Raw genomic sequence first — 19,966 nt, 5'->3', positions numbered from 1 at the left:
TCTTCCTAAAAATTAAAGTAGTTTTTGCTCATAAACCCAAACAGTAGCGAACCGCAGTTTCAACTTCAAGCATCTTTGAGTCAGAAATATTCCCAGATGGATCAGCAGGAAAGCGATTTGGATCTAAAGAACGAATTTGAAAACATAAGAACACTGTTTCTATAAGCAATCCACTGTCACCTGGCGAGACTCGTATATTAGTTGGATAATCACGCTTAATATTTGTTCCTTTCGTACCGACAATTACAGTCACAACCAAAGGTGATTGATTTATAGCATCTATAGATAAAACTAAAACTGGTCTTGTTTCTGCCTGTTCTCGACCCAGCACTGGATTAAGATTGACAAAATAAATTTGTCCTCTCTCGATGCTCACAGTTTTTCCAAACCATCCATTTCTGTAACACTAAATTCATTATTTATAGAGGTAATTTCTGTTTTTACATCTAAATCATTAGCCATTGCAACTAGTTGTTCCTTCATATATTTCACATCAGTGAATTTATTTACTATTTCCTTTCTTTCTTGCACTTGCTTTGCGATCCGTTCTAATAACCATTCTAATTCTTCTAATGACAGAACACGTAGGTCATTCTCTAATTTTAATACATGAGGCGAGTTCATAATTGCTTATCTACTTTCCAAAGGTTGTGATATATATTGTAAATATCTTTTTTAGACGATATCTACTACCAAAAATATTGATTTTCTACCACTGTTGTTTGGCGGGTGGAGGAGTCGTATTTGAGCAGGTATTCGCGGGCGATCGCTTCGTTTTCCCGCAGTGTTTCGACTTCTTTCTTTCCAATCTCAGTATCCGTAGATAACAAAATTACTTGATGGCTAGCGGATGGAAAGTAACGTTCAACTAAGTTGCTACGGTGAGAGGAGTCTAGCCTACCTAGTGGCGTATCGATTGCTACTGGTAGGCGGTGTCCAGAGACTTTGGCTAAACCCCAGAGGAATGCGATCGCAAGTAGTTGTTTTTCGCCAGCAGAAAGGCGATGTTTAGGAACAGGTTTACCATTTAAATCGTAAAGCAAAAGGCTGAAAGTCTTAGTATCAATGGTAATACGATGCACTAAATCTGATTTATGCAGCAGATAAAGGAAGCAATTTTTTACTTCTTCCTCTAATTTATTGAGTTTTCGCAGAGTTAATTTTTCCCGAAAAGTCTTGAGTGTTTCTTGAACTTTTGCTGCTGATGTAATAATATGTTCGCTATTTTTATGTTTAATATTTTCTACTGTATATTCACTTAATTCTTTTTTAGACTTAGCAATAATAGTTTCTAATTCAGCTAAACTACGGCGGATTGTTTCATAATTTGTTTTAGCTTCAACAACTTGATTTTGTGCCGTTTCTAGTGCTTGACGCAGCTTTGTATAATCTTCTGGTGCTGCTGCTGTTTGAACTTGTCTTTCGAGAGTATGAATTTCTTCTTCTTTATTTTTGAGAATAGCTAATTTCTCTTTTGCAGAAAGTTTAGAATTTTGTAAGTGATATATAAGATTATCTAGCTGACTTAAACTTTCATCATCGGCTAATAACCAAGGTGCTTCTAGCTGAATAGTCTTTGCATATAAATTATCTACATCTTGGACTAGAAAAGATTGAATTTTTTCAACTTCTATCGGAGAAATTTCTACTTGATTTAACCAAGCGAGTAAGCGCTCATCTCTTTCAAATAACAAATCTTTAGATAATTGTACCTGTTGATAGCGAAATTCCTTTTCTCCCTGTGTTTGCACCTGATTAAGCAAATTGGGAATTAATGCTAGAGGCAAAACATCAGCCGCCAATTCACACATCGACTGACGTACTTGTTCAATTTCCGCAGTTTTTGTACCTTGTTGTAATTCTAGTTGATTGCGCTCTGCTGCAATCTTCCCACCTTCAGAAATAAACTTATCAAAGGCTTCTTGCTGCTTTTGTTCTAACTCTTCTACCTGATTTTTGAGAGTTTCTAACTTTTCTCCTGTTGTTTGATAATCTTCTTGCTGTTGCGTTAACCTAGTTTCAATTTCCTCTAGGTTTGCTAAATCCTTACTATTACCAACTTCTTTAAGTTTACGGTTAACTAAGATATCTAAATCAACTGCTAATCTATCTGCTAACTCTAAACCTAAAAGTCCGCGAATTGCATCTACTACAACTGGTGGTGGTGTTTCCTGTTCTGCGAGTTCTTTAACTTGTTCACCATCAAAGAGAAATAAGTTAGAAATCCCTAGTGGTAGGAGATTTTCTATATACTCATCCCAGATATTAACTAAAGCATCAGGCCAGGTATCACTGTCACCTAAAATACCTAATGTATCTTTACCATCTTTAGGATTTTTCGTCCAACTACGCACAACACGGTATTTTATTGGCTTATCATTTTCAATATGTTCAAAAAGTAATTCAATCCGAGTGTCTGCAACTGGATCAATTTTGTTGTTAACACATTGGTTGAGAAAATCACTATAACTTAAATTACCACGGGTGGAACATTGGGCGCGTTGTCCATAAAGGGCAAGACGAATGGCATCCATAAGGGTAGTTTTTCCGCCGCCATTCATCCCACCTAAGAGAATAATTGGGTGTGAGGTTTCCTCATCAATTTTTGGGTTAAGATTGATTACTTGTTTGCCACTGTAGGGGCCAAAGTTTTGTAATACGAGTTCAAGAAATATCATTGATTTTTAAGATTAACATGAGTTCGACAGCGATCGCAGAAGCAGAAAGTTTGTTATGAAAGGAATCAGATAAAATTAATTAGATGATTTTGTCTGACGCATTGATAAAAAATATTGTCTATGAAATATAGATATAGCGGTTCTCGCCTGGGTGCAGTACAGTTTTGATCTCTCTCCAAACCTCTCTCCTAGAAGGAGAGAGGCTTTGAATCTTGAAGGGAAGGGGCTGGGGGTTAGGTCTGTATTCCATGCAATTAGGAACCGCTATAATACCATCACTAACTGTTAAGAAATGCGATTGTATCTGTCTCGGTGTTGGTAAGCGTGGCTAGATTTGCACACCTCCAGCTTGAAAAATCTGTTCGGCGGTTAAATTCAATTCTGGGAAAGTAGGCGAGACAATATGGGTATCGCCTTTAAATTGAGTAACTTGGTACTCGCCATCAATTAATTGATAAATGGATATAGTAGGCAGTTTAGGATTGCCAATAAACTTCCTAGCACCTATAGCTGCGTAATCTATAATCCAATATTCGGGAATACCTATAGCTTCATAATCAGCTAATTTTTTGTAGTAATCATCTCGCCAATTAGTACTAACAACTTCAATAACCAATGGAATAGATGCAGGTTGAGATACAGTTGATTCCTTTTTCCATAAAGACTCATTCACTAAATTTGACCGATTGATTATTAAGATATCTGGTGAATAAGCTGATTCACTTTCAAGTGGTTTGACTAATACAGTTTTTGGAATGAAGTAGGGAAGTTTTTGTCTCCCAATTTCGATAGATATATTTAGCGCTAAAAAACCAACAACATCCTCATGATCTCCCACTGGTTGAGCCATTTCAACAATCACGCCATCATGTAATTCGTATCTTCCACCTTCAGGCCGCCAAGCTGCAAAATCTTCAAAAGTTACTAATTTGTGTATGGCTTGAATCATAGAACCTCGCTTGTTTTAAGATAATCAAACTTTGTCAAGCGTTCTTTAAGTAGTTTGTTGACTCCCATCTTCTAAATTTTCCTTTTTAAATTTCCTACTTGCCCAAGTTACCTCTTCATCACTTTCACTTTTAACTTCATCGACTTCATTGATTGCTGGAACATCGCCCAAAGTCATCTGCTTGACTTTTGCAACATCACCTTGACTAACTGCTTCGCTTAATTCGCGTTTCAAACGAGCATTTTTAATCGCATCTTCTGGAGAACGGGAACTCGTATTAAAGCATTTTTCTAAAGTATCGTATATTCCCACGCGACGAGTTTTTTTGCGATACTGGCGTTCTGTGTCTAACAATTTCGCCATGAGTTCCAAGTGCATCCCGTCACCTTCACAGATTTCTTCTAATACTATCCATTCATCACGGCCTAGTAGGCTAAGGTCAGCACCAGGACGGGTATCTTGAAATTCTTCACCTGTCACTTCTTGATAAATCCGGGGTAAGCTATCATCAAATTCGTGTCTTTCTTCTAGCCAAATGCGGCGAATTTCGCTCATTTCTTCTAGAGTAATTAGGGTGATATCGCGCATATTTTCTGGCGCTGTTTGACGAATTTCTTTTTCAACTGTAAGCAACTTTCTTAACCAATCCTCCCGCGCTTCTTTAATAAAGGGGCCAGGAATAGGTTCAATAGATATGCCATCTTCTAAGTTACGTTCATAAAGTTGGACACCGCCATTTCTACGTCGGAAATCTCTTTTATCACGGGTTTCTTCTGCGTCTAATTGTTTACGAAAATCAAGTAAAGGTTGCATCCACTCTTTCTCTTCGTCATTTTGAATCATCGCCGCCAGGGATTTATCTTGACTCACCAGTGTGCAAACCCAGCAACCAAAACGAGAGCTACCACAACTAGGGGTAGATGTATCAACAACTAAAGGACATTCATTATCAGCAGAAGCACCTCGATACATACTGAATAAATCTTTATTGCTGTACCCCCAAGGGTTTTCCCACTGCATTAAATAAATCCAGACTTCATCATTTTGCCAGTCTTCAATAGGGCTATAAACTAAAGAATTTGGCAAGTTCATATTAGGGCTGAGGCGATCGCGTACCCGTTGGGCTTCCAATTTTCTCATTCGGCTAGCACGTTTTGTGCTTTCAGCTTTGCGAGTCCCCAACACAACGATCGCTTCTCCACTCGCTCGAATCACATCACGAATAAAGCGGTTAGAAGGATTAATTTTCAGGCGTTCTGTACACCAACGAAATTTTCCTCGCGGTGCTGGATAACCTTTACCAATCAAACCTACCCAAAATGTCTCTTTAAAATCTGGCTGTAGCAAATGGGGTGCAAATGGTAATCCTTGGGCTTCAGCTTCAGATTTCATCTGTTTTAGAGAATTGCGTACCCAAGCAGCAACAATAGGATTTTCTACCAGTGTGTCTGTCGTGATTACGTAGATTATTTTAGTTCGCTTTACGTCGGGAAGTGCTGCGATCGCATTCCACACAAGTTGCAAAATCGCGGTGCTGTCTTTTCCCCCTGAGTAACCCACAACCCAAGGTATTTCATCTAAGCAATACAATTCTTGAATTTCAGTAGTGAGAGCTTGGATATCTGCCACTAAATCTGCTACAGTATTCGCTTGCTGAACTTGATTTTCTGGTTGTTGTGCTGTAGTCATTTCTCCTGATCTCTGGAAACACTGGCGTAATATCTGGGAAAATAGGGCGAATAGAATGATGCCTCCGGCACGCCAAGGGCGAACGCGGCTACAGATCCAAAACCCACTGACCTGGGTTAAGCAAAAGTTTTTAAAAACTTTACTACTAATATCCAATTTTTTGGATAATTAAACAACATAATCCTATTCTGTTTTTAAAATTTAACATGAAAGATAGTGCATCTGACCCAACTGCTGACATCGCTAGAGAATACCTGGAACGAGAAAATAAAGAAAAACAGGTACTAGCTTTACTCCTAGAGAAGTTTTTAGGGAGAAAAGATCAGATTCTCGTTCAAAAAACCGAGATGGGTGGTACTGAGGCTTATGTTAGCTCTGTTACACTGGAATGGTTCGCAGGTAGGGTTCACTTCGCCTCTGGCTTACCTCTGTTTCAGAAAAAGTATAATTCTGAGACAGATAATGTCGAGATTGACGCAGATAGTATTGATGAAATTCAGCAACGTCCCCTTGATTGGTCACGTCAAGCACCCCTAGTCCAGTATTTAGCGGCTAGAGACAATCATAAGTTTCCGCCGGTGCTGGTAGTGATTAATCAACCGTGGGTGGATAATCCCAAAGCTGCTGAGTGGGATAGCGAAGGACGCGCTACAAAGTCTACAACTGATTTTATACCTTTAGATAAAGACGGTAAGGTAGGTCTGCTAAATATTTCAGAGGATGATGTAACCATTTATGCGCTAGATGGTCAACATCGACTGATGGGGGTTCAGGGGTTGATGGAATTAATCAAAACTCGTAAACTCCAGCGCTATAAAAAAGATAAAGGTGTTGATGACAGTTTTATTACAGTCAATGATTTGATAGAAAAATACCAAGTAGACCTTGCTTACTTGCAGAATTTACCCAAGGAAAAAATTGGTATTGAGTTTATCTGTGCGGTAGCGGCTGGAGAAACTCGCACCCAGGCGAGGCGGAGGGTAAGGTCAATTTTTGTTCATGTTAACCTGATGGCTGCACCCTTGACTAAAGGGCAACTAACACAGTTGAATGAAGATGATGGTTTTGCGATCGTTGCGAGAAAAATTGCAGTTACACATCCATTATTAGAACAAAAACAAGATCGCAATCCCCGTGTTAATTGGAATAGTGCAACAGTAGCCTCCAATTCTACAGTTTTAACCACTTTGCAAGCTCTGCAAGATATGTCTGAGCGATATTTGGGTCAAAAGTTCCCCCACTGGAAACCCTTGGAGAAAGGTCTAATTCCCATGCGTCCAGAGGATGAAGAACTTGAGCAGGGGATTCAGGAATTTAGCAAGCTATTTGATAATTTGGCTAGTCTTTCCAGTTATAAAATTTTAGAACACGAAGATACACCAGCTTTACGGCGTTTCAGTTTTGAGAAGGATGGAGGTGAAGGAAATATGCTTTTCCGTCCGGTTGCTCAAGTTGCATTAGCGCAAGCTTTGGGAATTTTGGTATTTAAAAAAGGTTTTTCCCTAGCAGATATTTTTAAGAAGTTGCGGAAGTTTGACCAGCAAGGCGGCTTTAGTGGTATGGAATATCCCCAATCTCTCTGGTATGGGGTTTTGTATGACCCAAATAAAAAGCGGGTGCAGGTTGCTGGACGAGATTTAGCGGCGAAGTTATTGGTTTACATCTTAGGTGGAATTCAGGAACAGATGGAACGTGCTGAACTTCGTAAAGCTTTGGCGGATGCTAGGACTGTGGAAGATAAAACTATAAGTTTTGACGGCGAGTTTGTTGAACCGAAAGCGGTAGGACTTCCACCCATTTTGTAATTGCTAACGATTACTCGCCTTTAAGGAAATTATTATGCTACCCTGATACTTAGTGTATAAAATGAGTCTAACACGTGTATAACTGACTATACGTCAAAAATACGGTGCAACAGCTTAGGCTATTTATTCCATCATTTACTCTCAGGTACGGGTGACACAAAATGTTCATAATCTCAAACAATGAAGACAAAGCAAGATATAATAAACCCCTCTACGGCTTAACTGGAACTTACACGTTATCCGAAGGAATAGCACTTCCTTACTTTCTATCGCTGCTTGAGATTAACCGAGCCATTGATGAACTTGAGATTGCTGAACAGATTCCAGCATCATTAGACACAGAATGGTCGCTTAAAGAACTATTCCAGCGAGAAATCGATGAAAAGAGAGTCAAGGATGACATAGTTAAAGGATACCTTTTAGATCCTAAAAAGTTAAAATTTTTTAATGCAATTACCATCGTACTTATGCCAAAAGGGACAGATGGTAAAATTCAGGACAGCTTTGATAATTCCGCAAGTTTTGAGACACCGCCGATCCCTTGGGATAGTACAGATCATGACGATGCACAATGGAATCATTCATCAGCCAATATTGCTAACTTTAGTGGTGTCCAATTCGTTTCTATTGGACTTTCTGCGCGACTTCGTTGGGATGAAGACCGCGTACTTGCTGTAGCTGTAGATGGACAACATCGTCTTTGGGCACTTCGTACCTTTCGTGAAGACCCAAACTTTCGGGGTGGTACACTCAACACAATTGAGCAACAAACCAAAATTCCAGTTATGTTCGTTTTGCTTCATCCCAGTGCTGGTTTCCAAAATGTTCAAGGTGAAAGTGACTATTCCATTCGGGGAATTGCTCGCGAATTATTCACTGATTTGAATAAAAATGCCAAGACTGTTGATAAGGCTAGAGAGCTTATTCTTGACGACAAGAGCATCAATGCACAATGTGTAAGAACGTTGGTAACAGAGAGAACAGCGCAAGATGCTAAAGATCGACTTCCTCTATCTCTAGTGCGATGGCAAGATGACTCTCACAAATTCGATACATCTTACTACTTAAACTCCTTAGTTCATCTTGATTTGTTAGTTTCGGCAGCACTAAATATAAAACCACCACGTGATCCGATGGAGACAAAACAAGTCAAAGAATTTATTGATAGCATTAATGATTCACTTGGCGTAGGAGAACAGCAAGTTCAGTATGAAGGTCGTTCTCTTTACCAATATTATCTAGAAGATTATTGTGACGATGATGGAGAAGCAGATACACCTTTTTCGCGTTTACCAGAACATTATCTTGATTCAGCGATAAAAGGCTTTGAAATCAATTTTCGTCCTTGGCTAATTAAACTTTTACTTGACTTCAAGCCGTACCGTAATTTACTTAAATATGCTCGTGAGCATAACTTGGTAGAGGGTACTTTTGGCAGATTTCAAGCTCAAACTAGTAAGCATAAAGCAAATATTAAACAGCAGGAGAATGCTAGGGATAGTGATTGGCATAATCGAGAAATACTAACTCACCAAAATGCTATTAACGGCATGAAAGATAGTCAATGGGCTTTCAAAGCGATATTCCAGAAAGCTATGGTTCGTTTAGGAAGACTGGTAGAATTTGATCAGAAAGGAAAAAACAAAAATTTAGGGAATATAGATGATGTTCTCAGCTTTCTTGATCGATTATACGAACAAGGGATTCTCAAGGTAGATGCCAAGTTAAGCAATCATCCCTTCAGTTTATGGACATTTATAGCTACAAATCAAAATAGTGACAAAATTAAGGTTGCTAAAACAGTAGAGGACAGAATATTTTATTTGTTGTGTTTGTGGTATTTCGGAACACGCAAAATTAAGATAGATATTGCTAATGGTGATGCAATATTGTCTAAGCGAAAGCTTCTAAAGTTCTTTAGTGCAGACACAAATAAAAGTCACTGGACTAACTGTAATATTGCTTACCAAAGTCTGTATAAAGGTTTTGATACAAATGCTTTTTATGGTAAAGAGCATGAGCAAATGAGTGATGAGCGAAAAAGAGATATGGTACGTGATAGGTTTTCTGCTGTACTCGCAGCTGGCTTATCTGAATTCTATAGCCAGTCTTCTAGTCAAGAACGCTCTGAGGATGATGATGAACCTGATTTAGAACAAGACGTTTAAAATATGTATTTATTACTCCGATTAAGAGGTTCAAAATAGATTGAATCAACAGAGGAATTTACTTAAATCGAATTCCTCTGGTTCCTTTTCTTGATTGAATCGCTCATAACTGAGAAATAATAAAATTCGCTCTGCATAATCTACTGACCCACGCAATTCATTTTCCAATATTTCAAGTCCACCATTAGCGTACTCTTCAAATATATGATTGCGTTGTCTTTCATATTCTTCTTCATTAATAGATAGTGTTTTTATATCTTGAGTTTCATTAATAGCTAATAATTTTATTAAAATATCGTTTCCCATTGAGGCAAAATACTCTATCCTGATTGGCGATGGTTCCCTTTTAGAAATCTCTCCCAAAGCCACTCGTTTTTTATGCTTTGCACCCAAAGCTGCTGCAAACACAATCACATCAGCAAAAGTATTAAAAGGCCCTGTCCCACCATCTGAAGATGTTAAACCTTTCACCAACTCAGCCTTATCTTTAGCAACCCTGATTCTGCCAGTTTCAGCCATGATATTAATATTTACATTGTTGCCATCTTAACCGACAGCGAAAAGCTATGCCTACGCAATTGCTAAGGTATGATTTTATGATAGTATGTGAGCGATCGCTAAACAAGCAAATCATCCACCGACAGCTAAAAGCGATCGCTACGTTTACGCAGTTGCCAAGGTATGATTTTATAATAGTATGTGGGCGATCGCTAAACAAACACTAAACAAACAAATCATCCACAAACATAGTCCATCCTGGTAACGCAGGTTCAGCTTCTACCACCTCACCACGGCGATAAATTTGGGGTTCTTCAGGATTACCAGCACGATATACTCTGATAACTTCCTCTTTGAGTACATCCACATCCCAAACTACCAAAGTCCCCGCCGCAAAATAATCACGGCGTTTGCTAGCCATATCTTTCTCAGCCTTATCACCATAATCATTTTCACTTCTCACCTCAACAGCAAACAGAGGCGCACCATTAAGAAACTTCCCACCAGTAGGTTTACCAGTATAAAATGCAGCATCAGGACTTAAAGAACGACGATGAGGGAGATTGACAATAAAACCGACATTATCAGGTAAAGCATAGCCGCTTTTTGTCAGACGTTCATAATCCCGTAAACTTGCATAAATTTCACCACCTGCACGTCCTGGTAAAAATCCTGTTGGAGACATCAGCACCAATTTTCCATTGACAATCTCTGCCTTACAATTGTCAGGTAATTCGTACAAATCTTCAATAGTTGCTTCAGTTTTAATACTCATAAAACATCTTCTAATTAGTTAGGGGTAATCTCAATTTGACCCTCTTCTCTTCTCTTCTCTTCTCTCAGCTTTCTCTGCGCCTCTGCGGTTCGTTTTTCATGGAAACTGAACATCCTCATAAACCAAAGAAATCGGAAAGTGAAAATCAACACTGGTTAAATGAACCTCATCCCCTGCTTCATAAGGATGTAACTCCCAGAGTCCTCTATCATTTAACCGGAAGCAATCTAAACCAATTTTTTCAGCATCAATGAGGATATATTTTTGCAAAGTCTGAATGCGACGATACCGCGTAAATTTTGTACCCCTATCGTAAGCTTCCGTACTTGGGGATAGAACTTCAACAATTAAACAAGGATATTGGAGAAATTGAATAGCTTGTTTATCCCGTTCATCGCAACTCACCACAACATCGGGATAATGAAAAGGCCCCTTCTCCGATACCCCAACTTTCGCATCAGCCATGAAAGGAAGACACCCACTCCCCCTGAGATGACTTTTTAACGCTGAAGCTAAGTTTAAAGCAATAGTTGTATGGGGAAGAGTATCCCCAGTCATGGCGAAAACTTCACCATCAATATATTCATATTTAATTTCTTGGTGTTCTTCCCATTCCAGATATTCCTGGGGAGACATATAACTTCTTTCTGGATTCGCCACCATAACCTCATTCCTCCCTTTTCTCAACTGTAACTAAAAAACCTCCGCGCCTCTGCGCCTCTGCGTGAGTAATTACCCATCTCGTTCAACCGCGATAATTTCCGTATACTCAAACTCATTCGGACTTTGTTTCACCAAAGGATATCTTTCGCCACCCAACTCAATATAATCTTGTTCGCAATCTGGCTTAGATGAATAATATGTAAGCACATATTCTCTACCAATTCTGTCTGTCATTTCTGCTTCCACTTCACCCCGCCACTGAGTCTTAGTAACTAAAACTATCAACTGATTCGCTAATTTAGGAATTGTCTTTGCAATGTGTCGCCGCGAACTTTCATCTAAACTACCAAACGGCGAATCCATGACAATTGGGAAAGTACTACTATCGGGAATCATCATCATTTTTCGCTTCTCGCTCCATTCCCGAACTTTATCAATGATGCTGGCTATAAAAGATAAGCTGAGAATCTGATTTTCCCCAGTGGATGCTGCAACAAGTGCTTCCACCCCTGTAGTATTTTCTACTAATGTCAGCTCATATTTATCGCTAATTTTAGGAATGTATGGAGTAACAGAAATCTCAGTAAATATCTCTTGCACTCGCTTTTCTAATTGCAGACGAAATTGTTGTTCTTGACGATTTCTAACTTCCGTTAACCGTTCGATTGCATCTTGAGTGGCGTTAATTCGTCGCTGTGCTAAAGTTTGCTTGTCTTCATTCAGCTTTTGTTTAGCAATTTGTTTGTTTAAACCTTCAATCTCAGTTGTGAGTTGAGCAATTTGCTGCTGATTTGCACCTTGCTCTCGATTCAATTCATCAATTTTACTTTCAATTTCATCTAACCGTTTTTGCAAACTGCTAATTTCTTCATTAGCATCTTTTCGCAACCGTTCTTGAATATTGTCTAAATCACCTTCAATTTGAGATATGCTTTGCCTTAACTGATTAATCCTAGTTTGTTCTCTATCAACTTCTTCCCAAAATCCTATTGCTTGCTTGTCAATTTCATCTACTTGAGCGCTCATCCGAATTGCAGTTTCTTCTACCGCCGAAGAACCTGCTCTATTTAACCAAGTACTCACATGAGTATGAGAGTGATTACCCTCATGTAATTCTGCGCCACATATACAGCGTTGAGAATTGAGCAAATCGTTGACAAATTCCCGCGAAATTCCAGAGGTTAACTCGCCTCGCTGCTTTAAATCATTGATGATTCCTCGGAACTGCGATGTAGTTTCTGAGAGTAAAACGGTATAACCCCGTGCGGAAATAACTTTTTTCAGTGCTTCCTTGGTTTTTTTATATTCTTCTTGATTAACCGCTTTCTGCGATTCTAAATCCTGCCATCTTTCTTGCAATTCCTTAGCAGCACTCAATTCTCGTAAACGATTACTTGTCTCTTTTTTAAAAGTTTGTTGATATTCTAACTCTTCTTTAATTTCAGTTTGCCGTTTGGTAATGCGTTCACGTTCACGTTCTATTTTTTCTTGCTGTCGTAATAGCTGTTTAGTTTCAGAATCACCAATCGCTTTTAAGTCATTTTCTAGAGTTTTTTTAGCATCTCCCAAATGTCTGATGGAACGGTTGATTACTTCCACACCCAAGAATATTTTTGTAGCTTCGGCAATTTCAGCTTTTTTGTCAGAACGAACTATTTCTTCAATTCGTTCGCCGTCAAAGAAAAAATATTGATGTAAAGTTGCGGGTAAAATTTGATTAATTATATCGTCTGGTTGCTGAATTGGAATATTCCATTTGCCATCATCCGCACCAACCCACATGGTTAATTGAGTTTTACCAGCGTCAAAATCACCTTCGTTTTTATAACCCCTACAGGCGCGTTTCACACGATAACGCTTACCTTCATGTTCCCAGCCAATTTCTACCCAACATTCTACAGCTTGACCTTTTTGAGTTTCTGCGATCGCACGCTTATTCACTAACTGCTCTATCGATGCAAACGCAGCACTAAATTTATCATACAATACCCACGTAAAGGCATTCAGCAAGCTAGTTTTTCCAGAGCCATTATTGCCATGAATGATTGTCGTGTTCTGAGCATCTCCCCCAGCCAGGATCATTTCTGGTGTCGTACCATAAAAGGAGCGAAAGTTGCAGAGCTTGATTGAAGTCAGCTTCATCGCACTTCTTCCTTAATAATGTCTAAAATATTATCATTTATATGGCTGTTAATCTTCTTATCTAGCCTGCCTTTTTCCAGCTTCCATACGCGCTCAATAATTTGCCGTACTTCCGGCGGTGCGCTGGTTATTGGCTCTTGAACATCGTCGATATTCGTCTCTTGTGACATATCGGATTTTAAAATATAGTTTTTCTACATTTTAACTTTCTCTAGTGCTAAGATAGCCTCCGTAAACCCACTATTAGCGTTATCTTTAAAATCCTAATTTTTTTTGAAAAAGCACTTTATTCTTTAATTCTTTTCTGTTATTATATTAAGTAATCTAGATCATAATGGGATATAAGTCAAATTTTTAAAGCGGCTTACATCCCATTATTATCAAATCCATACTTTTATTATTTCATACTTAATGCTTCTTTTTTCAAAACTCGAAAAATTTTATAAAAAAATACAACTATTTTCTGGTTCATCATCAAATATCTAATAAACCATATCGTTTTTGTAAATCAAGTAACTTCATTCTTGCAACACCCGCATTATCAGCCAAATCAGCGAACTCCACAAAGCGACGCAATTCCTTTTTCAACAAATTACGTTCAACTTCTATAGTTTCTCTATCTAAATCTGGTGGTAAAACAATCATGTCAAATATTGTTGCGCGTTCTTTACCTGGATGAGGACGTAAAACTCGCCCCCGTCGCTGGATAAATTGGCGGGGATTACCAGAACTTGATAAAATCACCGCAGTTTGAATTGCCGGAATATCAACACCTTCATCTAAACAACGAATTGCGACTAAACCTTGTAACTCTCCACTTTCAAATTGATGGCGCAATATTTCCCTTTCTTGTAAAGTTGTTTGAGCCGTATAGGTACTTACCTTATAACCCAAATCTACACCCAGAATTTTAGCAACAGCTTTGAGTTGGCGTAGAGATGAACGTTGTCCCGCATCCTGTGAACCATCACTACAATAAAAAAGAGTGTGAGTAGTTTCGCTGCGAGTTGTCATTAAATCCCGCAACGCAGTTAATTTATTTTCCGCCGCACCAATTAACCTGGCTCTTTGCATCAATAACGGTTTTAAATCTTCATTGTCTTCAAAATTTCCGCCATTTTCTCTATCTCGATAAAGTAGCGATCGCCCAATTCTTTTAGTTAACTTTAAATAGGCAATACTTTCGGCTTCAGTTAATTCTACCAGCACGGGATAATACAGATAATGCACCAAAGCACCTTGAGCGATCGCATCCCTCAAAGTAAACTCAGGCTGGAGAACTGGGCCGAAATAATCAAATAGAGATTGCGTGCCAAAATCATCAAAATATCTCTCCGGTGTGGCAGATAAAGCCAGTCTCAACCCCACACTACGCGGTAAACTTTCTTCCAACTTGGGTGCGCCCAAATTATGCGCTTCATCCCCAATAATTAAAGTTTTGGCAGGAAAATATTTGAGTTGAGACTGAAACCCATCTCCAATTAAAGTAGAGTTCGTAGTAATTACAGTAACAAACCGTTGAGAACCAGAACGCAGATTATAAATTTGCGTAGAAAGTTGACTTTGCCAAGTGCGTAAATTCTCAAAAGCTAAAATCGGTTGTAAATTAAATTTTTCACATTCTCGCGCCCATTGGGTAACGAGATGGCGATAGGGACACACCACCACCAAAACTTGTAAATTAATCTGCTGATATAATTCACAAGCGATCGCTAATGCAGTAATTGTTTTACCACTACCAGTAGCCATTTTCAGCGTCCCTCTGCCATTGTTGGTAAACCAGCTAGCGATCGCTTGGCGCTGATATTCCCGCAATTGCAGAGACGGAGGCATTCTTGGGCATCCTGGTAATGGTTGCGTGTAATAACTGCCCTTACTTTCCCTTGCATAAGGTAATTTCAACCGGAAAGTGGGCAGTTGCTGCACTGAATTTTTCGTCAGGTACATAAGTTAAGCACAAAGGTGGTCATGAACCCTAATAATTGGGCATTGGGCATTAGTATTTATTTTTCCCAGTTCCCAGTCCCGATTACTCAGTTGTAACCACGCCAAACACCAATGAGTGAACCTTGCACCTGTACTTGCATCGCACTGACTTCAATGGGATTGTACTTAGGATTTGCTGGTTTGAGGGTAACGCGATCGCCTTGGCGATAAAAACGTTTTAATGTTGTACCGAATCCATCTACTCTGGCGGCGACGATAGTACCATTTTTTAAATGATTTGGTTCTGCTACTGGACGCAGAAATACCACATCGCCATCAGTAATTAAATCTTCAATCATACTATCGCCAGCTACGCGCAAAGCGTAGGTTTGGGGAGGTAAATCGAAATTAGAAAAGTCTAAATGATCTACAGCATCAGTAAATGGTTCTATTAAACCACCAGCCGCGATCGTCCCCAAAATTGGTATACCTTGCTTCACAGGACGCAAAATCCGAATTGTTCGCGCTTGTCCTTCAGTCCATTCTATATATCCTTTGGTGCGTAAATGCTCCAAACGGCTTTGAATTGGTGCTGGTGACTTCAGGTTCATCGCTTGCATCATTTGCCGAATAGAAGGCGAATGCTGGTGCGATCTGATGTATTCTGCCAACCATTCGTAAAGTTCTTGTTGAGCTTCCGTTAGACGTTCCATAAATTTGCGGGAAGTAATTATTAATGTCTCTAGAACATTAGTACTACAAAAAACTCCCCATAACAAGAGAAAAGTAAAAATATGAAAGGCAAAAGTAAGATTATTTTATTTTCTTTTGCCTTTAACTTTTGATTTTTGACTTTCTACTCTGCCCCTAAAATACTCGCAAGCAAAGCCTTCTGCGCGTGGAGACGATTTTCTGCTTGTTCCCAAACTTTTGACTGAGAACCTTCAATAACTGCCTCGGTAATTTCTTCACCACGATGGGCTGGTAAGCAGTGTAAAACAATTGCCTCTGGCTCGGCAAGACTCAATAGCTGTTCCGAAATTTGGTAAGGCTGGAAAATAGGCATCCGATTATCTGCTTCCGCTTCTTGTCCCATGCTCGCCCAAACATCAGTATAAAGTACAGCAGAACCCTTAGCTGCTAATTCTGGATCGTGAGTGACGAGGACTTCCGTTTTATTGTTAGCGATCGCTCTTGCTTGTTCTACAATCTGAGAATCTGGCTCATATCCGCTAGGAGTGGCAATTCTGACATTCATCCCCACCAAAGCACAGCCCAACATCAGAGAATTAGCCATATTATTCCCATCACCCACGTAGGTTAAAGTTAACCCAGCAAGAGTGTCAAAGCTTTCTTGAATCGTCAATAAATCCGCCAATACCTGACAAGGATGTTCTGCATCAGTCAGCGCATTAATCACTGGAATTTTGGCATAGTGAGCAAAAGTTTCCAAATCCTGCTGTGCAAAAGTGCGAATTGCCAAAATATCCAGATATCGATCCAATACCCGCGCCGTATCCTGTAACGGTTCCCCGCGACTAACTTGAGTCACATTAGGGTTGAGATCGATTACCTGTCCACCCAGTTGGTACATCGCCACAGTAAAACTTACCCGTGTGCGAGTTGACGCTTTGGAGAATAACAACCCCAAAACTTTATTACACTGCAACTTCAACTGTTGCGATTTCAGTTGAGTTGCCAATTCCAGGAGTTCTTGAAGTTCCGTCGGACTGATGTCCGCTAGACTTAATAAATCTCGTCCGAGCAATGCTGCCATGCTTATAAACTGTAAAAAATAATTATATATTTCCGTTCCTTTATTAAGCCGTGCTAGGAAAATACAGTTTGAGAATTGACGAGATATTTTGCGTCCGGCCTAAGATTTGAGTTAGCTTTTGAAGTGATTGCGATCGCTGATTTGTTTCTGTTTCATCACAATTGCAACACTAACTAAACTGTCTAGGCGCAAATCTCTAATCTGTCTTTTAACCTTATTTCTGAAGAGGGAGATATTTTTTAGGAATTACAGCTAGACAAATAAATTTATTATGGTACAATAAGAAATTGTGGTTGCTATTTAATAGTAAACAGCAAAATTCGCCAGCATAGCACAGTGGTAGTGCATCCGACTTGTAATCGGAAGGTCGCGAGTTCAAATCCCGCTGCTGGCTTTAACGCAAAACCCCCACATTGGGGGATTTTTGGCTCTAGATTACACGAGTATATGTTTTAGTCTCTAACTAAATCGTATATTTTAGATATTCATAAATTCGCAAGTTGTCGGTAGCGTTCCTGAACTTCCTGAATCGAAAACAAAGTTTCAAACTTCAACCCAGCCGACTGGTACAACTCACCTCCCCCTTGTTGCCGGTCTACCAGCGAAATTATTTGATTGACTGTATAACCTGCATCTTTAAGACGCTCAACTGCTTTCAGAGCGGATTGTCCAGTTGTTACCACATCTTCCAAAACTACTACTTTTGCGCCTTCTGGTAAACTAGGGCCTTCTATATAAGCTTTCGTCCCATAACCCTTGGCTTCCTTACGAATAATTAGTGCTGGTATCGGGCGGTTTTCATAAACAGAAACTATGCTCACTGCTGTCACAATTGGGTCAGCCCCCATTGTTAAACCACCTACAGCCTGTGTATCTAAAGGTAGTAAAGGAAATAGTAACCGTCCAACTGCCAAAGCACCTTGAGGATGGAGTGTTACCTGTGTCTTATTGACATAATAAGAACTACGCAGCCCAGAAGAGAGGAGAAAATCACCCTCTTGATAAGCCAGTTGGCAAAATAAATCTAGTAGCTTGTGGCGCAAGGTAGTCAAATCAGCAGTGCTTGCCCAAATATCTGAGTGGGTAAGAGTTTCAGTAGGATACGTCATTACAAAACATTAAAAGTTGTGCTACACCAAAGGTTGAACTCATCAGAGTTCTGAACTTAAGCATAAATTAAGATTCGCCAAAAACGAAAATTGAGGAGTCAGAAACGTGCGGATAAAATTTAAAACCTTTGGTGGTTTGTTGGTGCTGCTTGCTGCTGGGATTATTTTTCCCTCAGTTGCATTTGCCCAAACCGAAACCCCCAAAACTGAAACTACGAGTGATGTATTTGAACGGGCTTATTTCAGTCACGATCGCAATTTCTACGAAAATGGTAGCCTTAAGCGTCAGCTAGACTCACTTTTAGGATCTGGTTCTAGTTTCGGTGGTTCCTTCCCAGAAAATGAAATTGCCCGCGATGCTGAGTTGGTTAACACTTTATATCATGATGTCCTGACTCAGCAAGCTGGCAACGATCCTTATATTCGCACCCCCGATCTACCAAATCCTTATGACACATCGCTGATGATGTCTCCTCGTTTTAATAGCAACAAACTCAAAGTGGGAACTGAATTCAGGTTTGAAACTTTACCACCTCGGTAAGATTGGGGATTAGGGAAGTGGGGAGCAGGGGATAATAATTACTAACCAACACTATCAGCAACATTCAGTACAAGTGCCCATACCCCATGCCTTCTATTAGTATTTTTTGATGATTCAGTGCGCCCTGCTGGAATCGAACCAGCCTGAAGGCGAATTATGAGTTCGCTGCCTCCCCAATCGGCCAAAGGCGCTCGTTTTTAGAGTTTTGGGTTCCTACGAGTAAATTATTTTAACTCTTAGGTCAACATTAGCTAATTTTTAGAGTGAGGAAAATACCTCATGCACTGAGTTTAGCCAATTCCGTAATTATAACACAAATTTACCACGTGTGAATACTGGACAATAGTTTACCAGATTTTTATACTACATAATTTAATCATGAAATAGTACAGACTAATATTGATTAGGTTCCTTTAAGGATTGAGGTCAAAAGCTTCACTATTCTTAAATAGACCAGCATTTTTATGTGATAGCTTATCAGCAATGAAAATAAATTCTACTGTACTTCTTACTTTGATTTTGTTAATCCTGATGATGGGAGCAGGTTCTGTGAGCGCCTTTTTGGGGTTTGAACTAGGGAGTTCAGCACTTAAAGGCGTTACCACACCAGATGGTCGTCCCACAACCAAATTTGCCAGCAATAAGACAAATAGCTCCCAACAAGGAGGGCTGGTGCTATTAAAAGAGGAAGAGATTCTGAAAGTTGTCAAAGCGCGAATTGACGGTAAGACCAAGGCTGCTAAATCAGAAAAGCTAGAGGAAGATGACGAAGAAACCAATAGCAGCAAGCAGAAGCCAGAGGAAAAGCCTCCAGAAGTGGTTGAAGAAAAACCCCTACCAGGCTTTCCTGTTACTGCCCAAAGTGAGGGCGTAACCATGACTGTACAATCCGCCCGTTACTCTGGTGGTGATTTGCTACTGAAAGTGAAAATGCAGAACAAAGGTAAAGATTCTGTGCGCTTCCTGTATAGTTTTTTAGATGTTACCGATGACAAAGGACGAACTCTAAGTGCTAGTACAGAGGGTTTACCAACAGAATTGCCTGTAAATGGGCCAGCATTTTCAGGTACAGTGAGCATTCCCACAGCTTTACTTGATGATGTCAAGAAAATATCACTTGCTCTGACTGATTATCCTGCTCAACAATTAAAGCTAGAGGCATCGAATATTCCTGTAGGAAGGTAGAGGACTGGGGACTGGGAATTGGGGGCTGGGGATTGGGGACTGGGGATTGAATTCTTCCCAA

At 39.6% G+C, this 19,966-nt stretch carries 19 protein-coding genes and 2 tRNA genes; 6 read left to right on the top strand and 15 right to left on the bottom strand.

The genetic code is table 11. The annotated features are described in order from the left end of the window. Positions 1-28 precede the first annotated feature (28 nt). The 5 genes from V7K55_RS21700 to dndC all read right to left on the bottom strand — a co-directional run bounded on the left by V7K55_RS21700 (position 29) and on the right by dndC (position 5,316). Complete coding sequence (locus V7K55_RS21700) at positions 29-376, bottom strand: type II toxin-antitoxin system PemK/MazF family toxin (protein ID WP_334834717.1); 348 nt, start codon at positions 374-376, stop codon at positions 29-31. Continuing rightward, a complete protein-coding gene (locus V7K55_RS21695; protein ID WP_334834716.1) occupies positions 373-624 on the bottom strand; it encodes a hypothetical protein in 252 nt (83 codons plus the stop codon). The genes V7K55_RS21700 and V7K55_RS21695 overlap by 4 nt, the downstream gene beginning before the upstream one ends. A 65-nt stretch (positions 625-689) precedes the next feature. Beyond that, the gene (dndD, locus tag V7K55_RS21690; protein WP_334834715.1) at positions 690-2,678 is read right to left on the bottom strand and encodes a DNA sulfur modification protein DndD; all 1,989 of its coding nucleotides are present in this window, start codon (positions 2,676-2,678) and stop codon (positions 690-692) included. A 328-nt stretch (positions 2,679-3,006) separates the two neighbouring features. After that, positions 3,007-3,627: a Uma2 family endonuclease gene (locus V7K55_RS21685; protein ID WP_334834714.1), complete on the bottom strand. Its 621-nt coding sequence runs from the start codon at positions 3,625-3,627 to the stop codon at positions 3,007-3,009. Positions 3,628-3,672: 45 nt separating this feature from the next. After that, positions 3,673-5,316, bottom strand: coding sequence for a DNA phosphorothioation system sulfurtransferase DndC (gene dndC, locus V7K55_RS21680; protein ID WP_334834713.1), 1,644 nt, complete (start codon positions 5,314-5,316; stop codon positions 3,673-3,675). Positions 5,317-5,522: 206 nt separating this feature from the next. Here dndC and V7K55_RS21675 point away from each other — a divergent pair, with 206 nt between their 5' ends. Further along, positions 5,523-7,121 carry a DGQHR domain-containing protein gene (locus tag V7K55_RS21675; protein WP_334834712.1) on the top strand — a complete coding sequence of 533 codons (1,599 nt, stop codon included), beginning with the start codon at positions 5,523-5,525 and terminating at the stop codon, positions 7,119-7,121. 161 nt (positions 7,122-7,282) lie between these two features. Further along, positions 7,283-9,289 carry a DNA sulfur modification protein DndB gene (locus V7K55_RS21670; RefSeq protein ID WP_334834711.1) on the top strand — a complete coding sequence of 669 codons (2,007 nt, stop codon included), beginning with the start codon at positions 7,283-7,285 and terminating at the stop codon, positions 9,287-9,289. 45 nt (positions 9,290-9,334) lie between these two features. On the opposite strand, the gene V7K55_RS21665 is transcribed toward V7K55_RS21670, so the two are convergent. Then, on the bottom strand, positions 9,335-9,808 hold the full coding sequence (locus V7K55_RS21665) for a DNA phosphorothioation-associated protein 4 (RefSeq protein WP_334834710.1): 474 nt from the start codon (positions 9,806-9,808) through the stop codon (positions 9,335-9,337). Between the two features lie 47 nt (positions 9,809-9,855). On the opposite strand from V7K55_RS21665, the gene V7K55_RS21660 reads away from it, so the two are divergent. After that, a complete protein-coding gene (locus V7K55_RS21660; RefSeq protein WP_334834709.1) occupies positions 9,856-10,014 on the top strand; it encodes a hypothetical protein in 159 nt (52 codons plus the stop codon). Here V7K55_RS21660 and V7K55_RS21655 read toward each other — a convergent pair. From V7K55_RS21655 to argF, 7 genes are all read right to left on the bottom strand, one after another. Further along, positions 10,011-10,562 (bottom strand): Uma2 family endonuclease, encoded by a 552-nt coding sequence (locus V7K55_RS21655; RefSeq protein WP_334834708.1) that lies wholly within the window; start codon positions 10,560-10,562, stop codon positions 10,011-10,013. The two genes, V7K55_RS21660 and V7K55_RS21655, sit on opposite strands and share 4 nt — an antisense overlap. 96 nt (positions 10,563-10,658) lie before the next feature. Then, entirely contained in the window at positions 10,659-11,225 is a 567-nt protein-coding gene (locus V7K55_RS21650) for a Uma2 family endonuclease (RefSeq protein ID WP_334834707.1), read from the bottom strand. 69 nt (positions 11,226-11,294) lie between these two features. Beyond that, positions 11,295-13,367, bottom strand: a complete 2,073-nt coding sequence (locus tag V7K55_RS21645) for an AAA family ATPase (protein WP_334834706.1) — start codon at positions 13,365-13,367, stop codon at positions 11,295-11,297. Further along, the gene (locus tag V7K55_RS21640; RefSeq protein ID WP_334834704.1) at positions 13,364-13,537 is read right to left on the bottom strand and encodes a hypothetical protein; all 174 of its coding nucleotides are present in this window, start codon (positions 13,535-13,537) and stop codon (positions 13,364-13,366) included. Before V7K55_RS21640 ends, V7K55_RS21645 begins: the two co-directional genes overlap by 4 nt. A gap of 304 nt (positions 13,538-13,841) precedes the next feature. Further along, positions 13,842-15,314 carry a DNA phosphorothioation system restriction enzyme gene (locus V7K55_RS21635; RefSeq protein WP_334834703.1) on the bottom strand — a complete coding sequence of 491 codons (1,473 nt, stop codon included), beginning with the start codon at positions 15,312-15,314 and terminating at the stop codon, positions 13,842-13,844. Positions 15,315-15,400: 86 nt separating this feature from the next. Further along, complete coding sequence (gene lexA, locus V7K55_RS21630; RefSeq protein ID WP_334834702.1) at positions 15,401-16,006, bottom strand: transcriptional repressor LexA; 606 nt, start codon at positions 16,004-16,006, stop codon at positions 15,401-15,403. Between the two features lie 143 nt (positions 16,007-16,149). Next, complete coding sequence (argF, locus tag V7K55_RS21625; RefSeq protein ID WP_334834701.1) at positions 16,150-17,070, bottom strand: ornithine carbamoyltransferase; 921 nt, start codon at positions 17,068-17,070, stop codon at positions 16,150-16,152. Positions 17,071-17,392: 322 nt separating this feature from the next. On the opposite strand from argF, the gene V7K55_RS21620 reads away from it, so the two are divergent. Beyond that, positions 17,393-17,464 (top strand) — tRNA-Thr (locus tag V7K55_RS21620). Positions 17,465-17,555: 91 nt separating this feature from the next. Here the strand turns inward: V7K55_RS21620 and pyrE are convergent. After that, positions 17,556-18,179, bottom strand: a complete 624-nt coding sequence (gene pyrE, locus V7K55_RS21615; RefSeq protein WP_334834700.1) for an orotate phosphoribosyltransferase — start codon at positions 18,177-18,179, stop codon at positions 17,556-17,558. 106 nt (positions 18,180-18,285) lie between these two features. Between pyrE and V7K55_RS21610 the strand changes: the two genes are divergently transcribed. Further along, a complete protein-coding gene (locus V7K55_RS21610) occupies positions 18,286-18,720 on the top strand; it encodes a hypothetical protein (RefSeq protein ID WP_334834698.1) in 435 nt (144 codons plus the stop codon). Between the two features lie 118 nt (positions 18,721-18,838). Here the strand turns inward: V7K55_RS21610 and V7K55_RS21605 are convergent. Continuing rightward, positions 18,839-18,911: transfer RNA gene (locus V7K55_RS21605), tRNA-Ile, on the bottom strand. A gap of 292 nt (positions 18,912-19,203) precedes the next feature. On the opposite strand from V7K55_RS21605, the gene V7K55_RS21600 reads away from it, so the two are divergent. Beyond that, positions 19,204-19,905, top strand: coding sequence for a hypothetical protein (locus V7K55_RS21600; RefSeq protein WP_334834697.1), 702 nt, complete (start codon positions 19,204-19,206; stop codon positions 19,903-19,905). Positions 19,906-19,966: the final 61 nt, after the last annotated feature.

The sequence above is a fragment of the Nostoc sp. genome (assembly GCF_036919895.1).
Taxonomy (GTDB): Bacteria; Cyanobacteriota; Cyanobacteriia; order Cyanobacteriales; family Nostocaceae; genus Nostoc.
This window is presented reverse-complemented; position numbering and strand designations above follow the sequence as displayed.

What these genes read in the sequence shown, in the direction of transcription:
- V7K55_RS21695 (WP_334834716.1), bottom strand. Translation starts at nt 624, where the DNA reads ATGAACTCGCCTCATGTATTAAAATTAGAGAATGACCTACGTGTTCTG.
- dndD (WP_334834715.1), bottom strand. Translation starts at nt 2,678, where the DNA reads ATGATATTTCTTGAACTCGTATTACAAAACTTTGGCCCCTACAGTGGC.
- V7K55_RS21685 (WP_334834714.1), bottom strand. Translation starts at nt 3,627, where the DNA reads ATGATTCAAGCCATACACAAATTAGTAACTTTTGAAGATTTTGCAGCT.
- dndC (WP_334834713.1), bottom strand. Translation starts at nt 5,316, where the DNA reads ATGACTACAGCACAACAACCAGAAAATCAAGTTCAGCAAGCGAATACT.
- V7K55_RS21675 (WP_334834712.1), top strand. Translation starts at nt 5,523, where the DNA reads ATGAAAGATAGTGCATCTGACCCAACTGCTGACATCGCTAGAGAATAC.
- V7K55_RS21670 (WP_334834711.1), top strand. Translation starts at nt 7,283, where the DNA reads ATGTTCATAATCTCAAACAATGAAGACAAAGCAAGATATAATAAACCC.
- V7K55_RS21665 (WP_334834710.1), bottom strand. Translation starts at nt 9,808, where the DNA reads ATGGCTGAAACTGGCAGAATCAGGGTTGCTAAAGATAAGGCTGAGTTG.
- V7K55_RS21660 (WP_334834709.1), top strand. Translation starts at nt 9,856, where the DNA reads ATGCCTACGCAATTGCTAAGGTATGATTTTATGATAGTATGTGAGCGA.
- V7K55_RS21655 (WP_334834708.1), bottom strand. Translation starts at nt 10,562, where the DNA reads ATGAGTATTAAAACTGAAGCAACTATTGAAGATTTGTACGAATTACCT.
- V7K55_RS21650 (WP_334834707.1), bottom strand. Translation starts at nt 11,225, where the DNA reads ATGGTGGCGAATCCAGAAAGAAGTTATATGTCTCCCCAGGAATATCTG.
- V7K55_RS21645 (WP_334834706.1), bottom strand. Translation starts at nt 13,367, where the DNA reads ATGAAGCTGACTTCAATCAAGCTCTGCAACTTTCGCTCCTTTTATGGT.
- V7K55_RS21640 (WP_334834704.1), bottom strand. Translation starts at nt 13,537, where the DNA reads ATGTCACAAGAGACGAATATCGACGATGTTCAAGAGCCAATAACCAGC.
- V7K55_RS21635 (WP_334834703.1), bottom strand. Translation starts at nt 15,314, where the DNA reads ATGTACCTGACGAAAAATTCAGTGCAGCAACTGCCCACTTTCCGGTTG.
- lexA (WP_334834702.1), bottom strand. Translation starts at nt 16,006, where the DNA reads ATGGAACGTCTAACGGAAGCTCAACAAGAACTTTACGAATGGTTGGCA.
- argF (WP_334834701.1), bottom strand. Translation starts at nt 17,070, where the DNA reads ATGGCAGCATTGCTCGGACGAGATTTATTAAGTCTAGCGGACATCAGT.
- pyrE (WP_334834700.1), bottom strand. Translation starts at nt 18,179, where the DNA reads ATGACGTATCCTACTGAAACTCTTACCCACTCAGATATTTGGGCAAGC.
- V7K55_RS21600 (WP_334834697.1), top strand. Translation starts at nt 19,204, where the DNA reads ATGAAAATAAATTCTACTGTACTTCTTACTTTGATTTTGTTAATCCTG.